8 protein-coding genes are annotated in these 10,789 nt (G+C 25.3%); all 8 read left to right on the top strand.

Going from position 1 to position 10,789, the window contains the following annotated elements; all coding sequences use genetic code 11:
• The first annotated feature begins 165 nt into the window (after positions 1–165).
• On the top strand, positions 166–3,105 hold the full coding sequence (locus ACWYO2_RS02845; RefSeq protein WP_455514986.1) for a type I restriction endonuclease subunit R: 2,940 nt from the start codon (positions 166–168) through the stop codon (positions 3,103–3,105).
• A 352-nt stretch (positions 3,106–3,457) separates the two neighbouring features.
• Positions 3,458–3,856, top strand: coding sequence for a class Ib ribonucleoside-diphosphate reductase assembly flavoprotein NrdI (gene nrdI / locus ACWYO2_RS02840; protein ID WP_455514985.1), 399 nt, complete (start codon positions 3,458–3,460; stop codon positions 3,854–3,856).
• Entirely contained in the window at positions 3,853–5,937 is a 2,085-nt protein-coding gene (gene nrdE, locus ACWYO2_RS02835; protein ID WP_455514984.1) for a class 1b ribonucleoside-diphosphate reductase subunit alpha, read from the top strand. The genes nrdI and nrdE overlap by 4 nt, the downstream gene beginning before the upstream one ends.
• Before the next feature lie 12 nt (positions 5,938–5,949).
• Positions 5,950–6,951 carry a class 1b ribonucleoside-diphosphate reductase subunit beta gene (gene nrdF, locus ACWYO2_RS02830; protein ID WP_455514983.1) on the top strand — a complete coding sequence of 334 codons (1,002 nt, stop codon included), beginning with the start codon at positions 5,950–5,952 and terminating at the stop codon, positions 6,949–6,951.
• An 11-nt stretch (positions 6,952–6,962) separates the two neighbouring features.
• Positions 6,963–8,144: an MFS transporter gene (locus ACWYO2_RS02825; protein WP_455514982.1), complete on the top strand. Its 1,182-nt coding sequence runs from the start codon at positions 6,963–6,965 to the stop codon at positions 8,142–8,144.
• A 102-nt stretch (positions 8,145–8,246) separates the two neighbouring features.
• A complete protein-coding gene (locus ACWYO2_RS02820; RefSeq protein ID WP_455514981.1) occupies positions 8,247–9,479 on the top strand; it encodes a hemolysin family protein in 1,233 nt (410 codons plus the stop codon).
• Positions 9,480–9,487: 8 nt separating this feature from the next.
• Positions 9,488–10,018 (top strand): adenine phosphoribosyltransferase, encoded by a 531-nt coding sequence (locus ACWYO2_RS02815; RefSeq protein WP_455514980.1) that lies wholly within the window; start codon positions 9,488–9,490, stop codon positions 10,016–10,018.
• 58 nt (positions 10,019–10,076) lie between these two features.
• The coding region (locus ACWYO2_RS02810; protein ID WP_455514979.1) for a uracil-xanthine permease family protein at positions 10,077–10,789 on the top strand (713 nt) is incomplete at its 3' end.

Genomic DNA, 10,789 nt, shown 5'->3' with positions numbered 1-10,789 from the left:
TCCCCCCAATTGAAATTCAACAAAAAATAGTATCAAAACTATATAAATTAGAAACTATTATAAATTCAATTAGTTATGGACTTCCTAAAGAAATTGAATTAAGAACTAAGCAATATGAATATTATAGAGAACAACTATTAACGTTTGATAAATGAAAGGAGTTTTATGTCTGAGGAAATTTTGAAATATAATTCACCAATATTAGAAAGTAATTTTGGTATAATATTATCTGAATATGAAAAAATTAGAGAAGTTAATGAAAGTTACCAAACTGAAAAAGAAATGGAAGATAAACTTGTATCTGATCTTGTAGCTTTAGGTTATGAATACATTACTATTAAAAATATGAATGATTTATACTTAAATTTGAGAAAACAGATAGAAAGATTAAATAAAGTAGTATTTTCAGATTATGAATGGCAAAGATTACTTGACGAGTATATTAATGCACCTAATGATACTAAAAAAGAAAAAACACGTAAAATTCAAAAAGATCATATATATGATTTTAAGTTTGATGATGGAAGACTACAAAATATTAAAATAATTGATAAAATAGATATTAATAATAATTTTGTTCAAGTAACAAGACAGGTAAGTGTAAATAATAATAGGTATGATGTTACTATACTTGTTAATGGTTTGCCTTTAGTACAGATAGAATTAAAGAAACGTGGAGTAAGTTTACTTGAAGCATTTAATCAAATAAATAGATATAGTAGTGAAAGTTTTTATGAAGAATCTTCACTGTATAAATACATACAAATATTTGTTATTTCAAATGGAACAAATACAAGATATTTTGCAAATACTACTGAACGTAGTAAAAATAGTTATGAGTTTACTTGTGAATGGGCTGATGCTAAGAATAATGTGATAAGTGATATAGTTGATTTTACAGCTACATTTTTAGCTAGAAGAACTTTGCTTGAGGTTTTAACTAAGTACTGTGTATTTAATAAAGCTGAAATACTTTTAATAATGAGACCATATCAAATAGCTGCAACTGAAAGAATACTGTGGAAGATAAGATCAAGTTATTTAAATAAATTAAGTTCTAAAGATGCTGGTGGGTATATATGGCATACTACTGGAAGTGGTAAAACTTTAACATCATTTAAAACAGCAAAACTCGCAACTGAACTTGAATATATAGACAAGGTATTTTTTGTAGTTGATAGAAAAGATTTAGATTTTCAAACTATGAAGGAGTATAGAAGTTTTCAAGAAGATAGTGTAAATGGGAGTAAAAATACTAAGGAATTGAAAAAAAGTATAGAAATGAAAGATAGTAGAATAGTTGTAACTACTATACAAAAATTAAATGAATTTATTAAGAAGAATAGGGAACATGATATATATTCTAAACAATGTGTATTCATATTTGATGAATGCCATAGATCACAATTTGGAGAAGCACAAAATAATATTAGGAAATCTTTCAAAAAATATTATCAATTTGGATTTACAGGAACACCAATATTTACTGAAAATTCATTGACAGGAGATACAACAGCTTCTGTATTTGGTGCACAGCTTCATAGTTATGTAATAACAGATGCTATACGTGATGGTAAAGTTCTTAAATTTAAGGTAGATTACAAAAATATTTTACCTGAATTTAAAGAAGATGAGAATATTGAAAATAGTGTAAATTTACATTCAAGAAAGCGTATAAATGCTATAGTTAAAGATGTTTTATCAGTTTACAATATTAAAACACATAGAAATGAATCATATAGTATTAAAGATAGAAGGTTAAATGGGTTTAATGCTATGCTTGCAGTGGAAAATGTAGAGGCAGCTAAAATATATTATGAAGAATTAAAAAAAGAACAAGAAAAATTGCCTGAAGATAAAAAACTTAAAGTTGCAACAATATTTAGTTTTGTAGCTAATGAAGAAGGAGAGTATAGAAGTAAAGGAGAGATAGAGGAAGAAAATTATGAACCTAGTAAACTTGAATTAACTTCTAAAGAGTTTTTAATTAATGTTATAGATGATTATAACAATGAATTTGGCACAAGTTTTTCTATTGAAGGTGAAGGTTTTGAAAATTATTATAAAGATTTATCTAAAAAAGTAAAAGAAAAAGAAGTTGATCTTCTTTTAGTTGTAGGAATGTTCTTAACTGGATTTGATGCTCCAACTTTAAATACACTTTTTGTTGATAAAAATTTAAAGTATCATGGATTGATACAAGCTTATTCAAGAACTAATCGTATACTTAATAAGGTTAAAAGTTTTGGTAATATTGTATGTTATAGAGATCTTGAACAAGCAACTAAAGATGCTATTAAAACATTTGGTGATAAAAATAGTATAAATATTATACTTGAGAAAAATTATGAACATTATATTCATAAATATATAAATGCAGTGGATAATTTAGATGAAAAATTACCTGAATTTACAAACATAGAATTAGAAGAAGATAAAAAGCTTTTTGTTAAATTATTTAACGAAATAATTAAACTTGATAATGTACTTAAAAACTTTGATGAATTTGTTAATGAACCAAAGAAAATAAGTGAAAGAAAAATGCAAGATATGAAAAGTAAGTATTTAGCTATTAAAGAAGAGTTTAGACCAGCAAAAGAAGAGAAAAATAAGAATGTAGATGATGATTTAGAGTTTCATATAGATTTACTTAAAACAGATGAAATAAATCTTGATTATATTTTGAAGATAATTATAGATAAAGTTAAAGAAGTGGATAATGTTGATAAGTTGAAAGATGAGGTTAGAAGGTTAATACGGTCTTCTATGGAAAGTAGACCTAAAGAAAGTCTTATACTTGAATTTATTGATAAAATAGATATTCTAGATAAGAAAAGTTTGGAAAATATAGTTGAGAATTTCTATATTTATGCAAGAGATGTTAAGATGATGGAAATACAAGGACTTATAAATGATGAAAAACTAAAAGATGGTGCTGAGAGATTTATACAAAACTCTATAGAAAAGGGTGAAGTTATAGAAGGTGGAAATGAATTAAATAGTGTTTTACCAGCACTTGGTAGAAGAGGTGGAGCAAGACTTGAGAAAAAGAAACAAGTATATGAAAAGATAAGAGATTTGGTAGATATATTTATAGGAATATAGAAAATATTGTATATATGTAAATGTTTTAAAAACTGTTTTAGTAGTTTTAATATGTTTAGTTATATTCTTGGGTTAAAAAATTAAATAAATAATTTAAAAATTGGGCACTTAAAATTTTAGTAAGTGTCTTTTTATTATGTAAAGATTATAAATTATTAGTTGGGATATATAAAAATTTATAATAAAATTATAGTAAAACTAGAAAAAAATATTTCTTATAAAATAAATTTTTTATATTATTTTATTTTATCTCTTGATTAAATTCTTAAAAAGTTGTATTATAGGAATAACGGCATATAAAGTGGTAAATAAATAATTTGAACACAATATATTGTGATAGAAAGGGAATGGAATGAGTGGAAGAATAGTTGTGTATTATGATTCAATGACAGGAAATGTAGAAAGATTTATAAAAAAAATTTCTAGATATAGTGATTTTGAATTTATTAAAATAAAACCAGATACAGTTGTAGAAAAATTTTCTCATTTCATAACTTTTACAACAGGTATAGGACAAGTTCATAAAAATACTGTTAGATTTTTAGCTAATACAGAAAATTTTAAAAAAATTAAAACAGTTTCTGTTAGTGGTAATATGAATTGGGGACCCTATTTTGGTTTAGCAGGTGATAAAATTTCTAAAAAGTATAATATACCATTGATTATGAAATTTGAGTTATCAGGAACATATGAAGAAGCTCAAGAATATGTTAAAAGAATTTTGGAATTTGAAAGAGGTGTAGATAATTGAAATATGTTTATTTAAATAATGAGGTAATGGTTAAAGATTCAGAAGGTAGATTACAATTAGATAAGGATAAAGAAGCTGTTTATTCATATTTTGTAGATTATGTTAATAAGAATACAGTATTTTTTCATAATTTAAAAGAAAAAATAGATTATTTAATAGAAAATGATTATTATATAGATTTTTATAAGTTTTATACAATAAATCAAATGCAAGAAGTATTTGATTTAGTTTATTCTAAAAAATTTAGATTTCAATCATATATGGCAGCATCTAAATTTTATCAAAGTTATGCATTGATGGATGATAGTGGTGAGAAATTTCTTGAAAGATATGAAGACAGAATTTCAATAGTTTCACTTTATTTAGGTCAAGGTAATATTGAAAAAGCTAAAAATTATGCTTTGATGTTAATAAATCAAGAATATCAACCAGCTACACCTACATTCTTAAATGCTGGTAAAAAAAGATCTGGAGAGCTTGTTTCTTGTTATTTAGATGAAATAGGAGATAATTTATCAGGTATAGGATATGCTTTAGATGAAGCAATGAAATTGTCATCTATTGGTGGTGGAGTTGCATTTAATTTATCTAAATTAAGAGCTAGAGGTGAAGCTATTAAAGGTGTAGAAGGGCGTGCAAGTGGAGTACTTCCTATAATAAAGATACTTGAAGATATTTTTTCTTATGCAAATCAATTAGGTCAAAGACCTGGAGCTGGAGCTGTATATTTAAATGTATTCCATGCTGATATATTAGAATTTTTAGATACTAAAAAGATAAATGTTGATGAAAAGATAAGAATTAAATCTTTATCAATAGGAGTTATAATCCCTGATAAGTTTATGCAACTTGCAAGTGAAGATCTTCCTTGTTATACTTTTTATCCTCATACAGTATTTAGAGAATACGGGTTATATTTAGATGAGTTGGATATGGATGAATGGTATGACAAGTTAGTTGCAAATCCGAATATTAAAAAGAAAAAGATTAATGCAAGAGAATTTTTAGTTAAAATTTCTCAAACTCAAAAAGAAAGTGGGTATCCATATATATTCTTTAAAGACAACGCTAATCGTGAACATGCTTTAAAGGAGATAGGACAAGTTAAATTTACTAATCTTTGTACAGAAATAATGCAAGTAACAGAAGTATCTGATATAAATCATTATTATGAGCAAGATACTATAAGAAGAGGTATATCTTGTAATTTAGGTTCTGTAAATATAGTGCCAGTTATGGAAAATAAAAGGATAAGAGAGGTTGTAAGAGATGCAGTAGATTCATTAACTACAGTATCAGATATTACTAATATAGAAATAGTTCCAAGTATAAAAAAAGCAAATGAAGAATTACATTCTATAGGTCTTGGAGCTATGAATTTACATGGATTCCTAGCTAAGAATCTTATACAATATGAATCAAGAGAAGCACTTGATTTTTGTAATGTTTTCTTTATGATGATGAATTACTATTCTTTAGAAAGAAGTATGGAAATAGCTAAAGAAAGAAATGAAACATTCAAAGGTTTTGAAAAATCAGAATATGCTAATGGAAACTATTTTAATAAATATATAGAAAAGAATTTTGAACCTGTTACAGATAAAGTTAAAGCTTTATTTGAAGGTATATATATACCAACTAAAGAAGATTGGGAAAATCTAAAAAATCAAGTTATGGAAAATGGAGTATATAATGCATATAGAATGGCTATAGCACCTAATCAATCAACTTCATATATTATGAATTCGACAGCATCTATTATGCCTATAGTGGATAAAGTAGAGGTAAGAGAATATGGTGATTCAACAACATTTTATCCTATGCCATACTTAAATTATGATAATTTCTTCTTCTATAAATCAGCCTATGATATGGATCAAAAAAATATATTAAAACTTGTTTCTGTAATACAAAGACATGTAGATCAAGGAATTTCTACTATACTTTATACTAAGAGCACTGACACGACTAGAGATTTATCTAAACTATATATATTAGCACATAAATTAGGGCTTAAATCTCTATATTATACAAGAACTAGAAAATTAACTATAGAAGAATGCATAAGTTGTTCTGTTTAGAAAGGAATTAAAATGGATAATAAAATATATAAAGCGGTAAATTGGAATACGCTTGATAATGATTATGTAGAAGCTTTTTGGGAGCAAAATTTAAGACAATTTTGGATAGATACGGAATATATTCCATCAAAAGATATAGATTCATGGCACTCATTAAGTCCTGAAATGCGTGAAGCTTATAAAAAAGTTTTAGGAGGATTAACTTTACTTGATACTTTACAATCTCATACAGGAATGCCAAAGATTATAGATCATATTGATTCTCTTCAATGTAGATCTGTACTTTCATATATGTGTATGATGGAAACTATACATGCAAAGTCTTATTCAACTATATTTACAACAGTTGCATCAACTGAAGAAATAAATGAAATATTTAGATGGGTACAAGAAAATCAACATTTACAATATAAGGCACAAAAAATAGATTATTATTATCAAGCGCTTAATAATCCTGATGCAACATTAAGGGAGATATATTTAGCTTTAGTTGCTTCTGTTTTTCTTGAATCATACTTGTTTTATAGTGGATTTTTCTTACCTTTATGGTTATCAGGACAAGGTCAAATGGTAGCAAGTTCAGATATTATAAAAAAAATTATAGCTGATGAATCTATCCATGGAGTTTTTGTTGGTAAACTTGCACAAGAGATATATGATAAAATGAATTTTATTGAGAAAGAAAATGTAAAAGATGAAATAATGGAATTATTTTATGATTTATATGAAAATGAATCTAAGTTTACAGATGAAATTTATTCAGATGTAGAATTAACTTCAGAAGTTAAAGAATATATTAAATATAATGGTAATAGAGCTTTAATGAATCTTGGATTAGATGAAGAATTTGAAGTTAAAGAGGTAAATCCTATAGTATTAAATGGTTTAAATGTTGAAACTACGCAACACGATTTCTTCTCTAAAAAATCAACTAATTATGAAAAAACATTAGAAGTAGTTCATTTAAATGATGATGATTGGGATAGCGATTTTGATGTAGATGTGGATATTTAGAGGAGGGGTATATGTATATTAAATATATATTTATACAAATATTTTATTGGGCACTTTCTTGCTCTACATATGCTTTTGCTAATTCGTATTTTACATATAAAGGGTTTGGTATATCTGATGTAGGGAATGTACTTGCTATATCTTCTTTAATTTCAGTAATTATACAACCTTTAATGGCAAAATTAATAGAAAAAAATGAAAATTTTACTGTTAAAAAGTTTATAATACACTCATTATTTATTATAGCTATAACTTCTATAGTGATTTTTAGTATTAATAATAAATTATTGATTTTAATTTTTTATGTTATATTAGTTACCTCTTTACTTAATGCACAAACATATTTATATACATTTATTTTTGAGTATATTAATAGTGGTTATAAAATTAATTTTGGTTTTGCAAGAGGTGTAGGTTCTGTATCTTTTGCAATGACTTCCTTATTTTTAGGTAAAGTAGGAGATAAAATAGGTTTTAGTTTTATACCGATTCTTTCTTTTGTATTGTCAATAATATTAATATTATTGATTTTGAGTTTTAATAATTTAGAAAATAAGATTAAAGAATATAAAAAAAATGATAAAAATGAAAAAGATAGCATTATAGATTTTTTTAAAAGAAATAAACATTTTTCACTAGTTCTTGTAGGAATAGTATTCATAATGATGACGCATAGTTTAATAAATACTTTTATGTTAAATATAACAGAGAGTTTAGGAAAAGGGTCTGAAGAAGTTGGAATAGGTCTTATGATAGCGGCTATGGTAGAACTTCCTGTTATGTATTTAATTGTATATTTGAATAAAAAATTAGGATATATAAATTTATTTAAAATATTTGCTATTTCTTTTGTTGTTAAAATACTAATAACTATATTATCTGTATTGACAAATAATATTTATTTATTCTATATAGCACAATTTACTCAAAGTAGTGCATATGCTATATATCTTCCAGCAACTGTATATTATACTAATGATGTTATAAATGAAGATGAAAGAGTAAAAGGACAAGCTTATATGGGAATTACAAGCATAATAGGAGGAATATTAGGTAATTTCTTAGGTGGAGTTATTATAGAAAAAAGTTCTGTGATAATTATGTTGTATTTTACTTTATTGATAGGGATAATAGGTATGATTATTATACTTATGGCAGCTAAAAAAATGAAATTGATAGTTATTGATAATTGATTAAATGTTATTGATTTTATTTTTAAAAAATATTAAATAAATTCCTGTTGAAATTTTTTTATAAATGTGATAAAATCAATAAGGAATTGTTTTGAAAGGGAGATGTTTAAAATAGTAATATATGCAATTATTTCTATAATAATAACGATTGTGATATATTTTCTCATCAATGTATTTGGAACAAGTTTTTTTTATGTAGAACTAATAGAAAAATCTTTTCTTAAAGAAGAAGATGAAGAAGTTTTGAAAAAGATTTCGTATTATTTAAAGAATATTTTAAAATATAGAATTTTAATAAATCTTTTAAATACAGTAACGTATATATATTTGATTATTAGATATTTGCGTTTATTTAATTTAGAATTTTATGCGATTATTATCTTGGTTTTTGTATTAGTCTTTATTCATTTAATTGCTAGATTAATAGCTAAGAAGGATATATATAAATCATTGGTGTTTAGTATAGATTTTATTGATTTTTTTATGTTTATACTGTATCCTTTATTGTGGATGTTAGAAAAATTATATAATTCTTTGAATATATTATTTAATAATGGGAAAAATATGGAAGATATCTATTATAGTGAAGAAGATATTAAACGTATGCTTAATGACTCGTCAAATAGTGATGTAGAAGTAGAAGAGAAAGAAATGATACACAGTATATTTAATTTCACAGATACTACGGTAAAAGAGATAATGACTCCGAGAACATCTATAATAGCATTTGATAAAAATGAGATTTTAGATAATGTTTGGAACGATATAATAGAGCATGAATTTTCAAGAATACCAATATTTAATGAAAGTATAGATGATATTATAGGTATTCTTTATACTAAGGATTTGTTAAAATATACTAAAAATTATGCAGCAAATATTAAACTTGAAAGTTTATGTAAACCTGTAGCTTACGTTCCTGAAACAAAACATTTGACAGATATGTTAGAATATTTTAGAAAAGAACAATTACATATGGCTATAATAATAGATGAATATGGTGGAACTTTAGGATTAATTACTATAGAAGATCTTCTTGAAGAAATAGTAGGTGAAATAAGAGATGAATATGATATTGAAGAAGAGAAGATTAGTACTAAAGGTGAAGATATATATGAAATATTAGGTGAGACTTTAGTTGAAGAGATAAATGAAGAATTAGGTATAGATATAGAACTATCTGAAGAATATGATACTATATCTGGGTATATACAATATAAATTAGGTAAAGTTGCTAATATAGATGATAAAGTAACAACAGAAGGATATATAATACAAGTATTAAAAGTTGATAATAATAAGATTGAGAAAATAAAGCTTATTATTAAAAGATAGGAGAGAATATGGACAATTCAAATATATTGAAAGTAGAAAAAATGATTAGAAATATACCAGATTTTCCAGAACCAGGTATATTATTTAGAGACATTACTACGGCTCTAAAAGATAAGGAAGGGTTAAAGTTAATAATAGAAGATTTTACAAAGAGATATATTGATAAGAAAATAGACTATGTATTAGGAGCTGATGCTAGAGGATTTATATTTGGAGCAGCAATAGCATATAATATAGGTGCAGGATTTGTGCCTGCAAGAAAAGCTGGTAAGTTACCTGCAGAAACAGTTAAGGTGGAATATTCTTTAGAATATGGTAAAAATGTAATAGAAATACATAAAGATGCTTTTGAAAAAGGATCAAATGTTTTAATTGTTGATGATTTATTAGCAACGGGAGGAACAGCTAAAGCTATGGTAGATTTAGTTGAGGAATTAGGTGCTAATGTTTATGAACTTGCTTTTATGATAGAGCTTGAAGATTTAAAAGGAAGAGAGTTATTAAAAGATAAAGAAGTTTATTCTATATTAAAATATTAAGAACACTATTAGTGTTCTTTTTTTTATGTAAAATTTTATTAGGAGGATGATATATATTATGGAAAATTTAACAATCAGAACAAAATTTATTCTTGGATTGCAACATGTATTAGCAATGTTTGGTGCCACGATACTTGTGCCTTATCTTACAGGTCTTAACCCATCTATTTCCCTTATTTGTGCAGGATTAGGAACTTTAATATTTCACATGCTCACTAAAAGAATAGTTCCAGTATTTCTTGGCTCATCATTTGCTTTCATTGGTGCGACAGCATTGTTATTTAAAAATGAAGGTTTAGCAATTCTTAAAGGTGGTATAATAGCTGCTGGTATTGTCTATGTAATAATTTCGCTTATTATTTTAAAATTTGGTGTTGATAAAATAAAATCATTATTTCCACCAGTTGTTGTTGGACCTATAATAATGGTAATAGGTCTTAGACTTAGTCCTACAGCTTTAAGTATGATAGGTTATAATAACAATAGTTTTGAAATTAAAAATTTAATTGTAGCATTTTCTGTAATTATAACTATGATTATAGTAAGTAGTCTTAAAAAGTCTTTCTTTAAATTAGTTCCAATTTTAATAGCGATATTTGTAGGATATATAGTTTCATATATGTTAGGTATACTAGATTTTTCAGGATTTAAAGAGGCAAGTTGGATAGGTTTATCAACAGACTCGTTAAATGAATTATTAACTATGCCTAAATTTACGATTTCTGGAATACTTGCTATAGCACCTATATCATTAGTTGTTTTAATAGAACA

Source organism: Pseudostreptobacillus sp., assembly GCF_977040545.1.
This window is presented reverse-complemented; position numbering and strand designations above follow the sequence as displayed.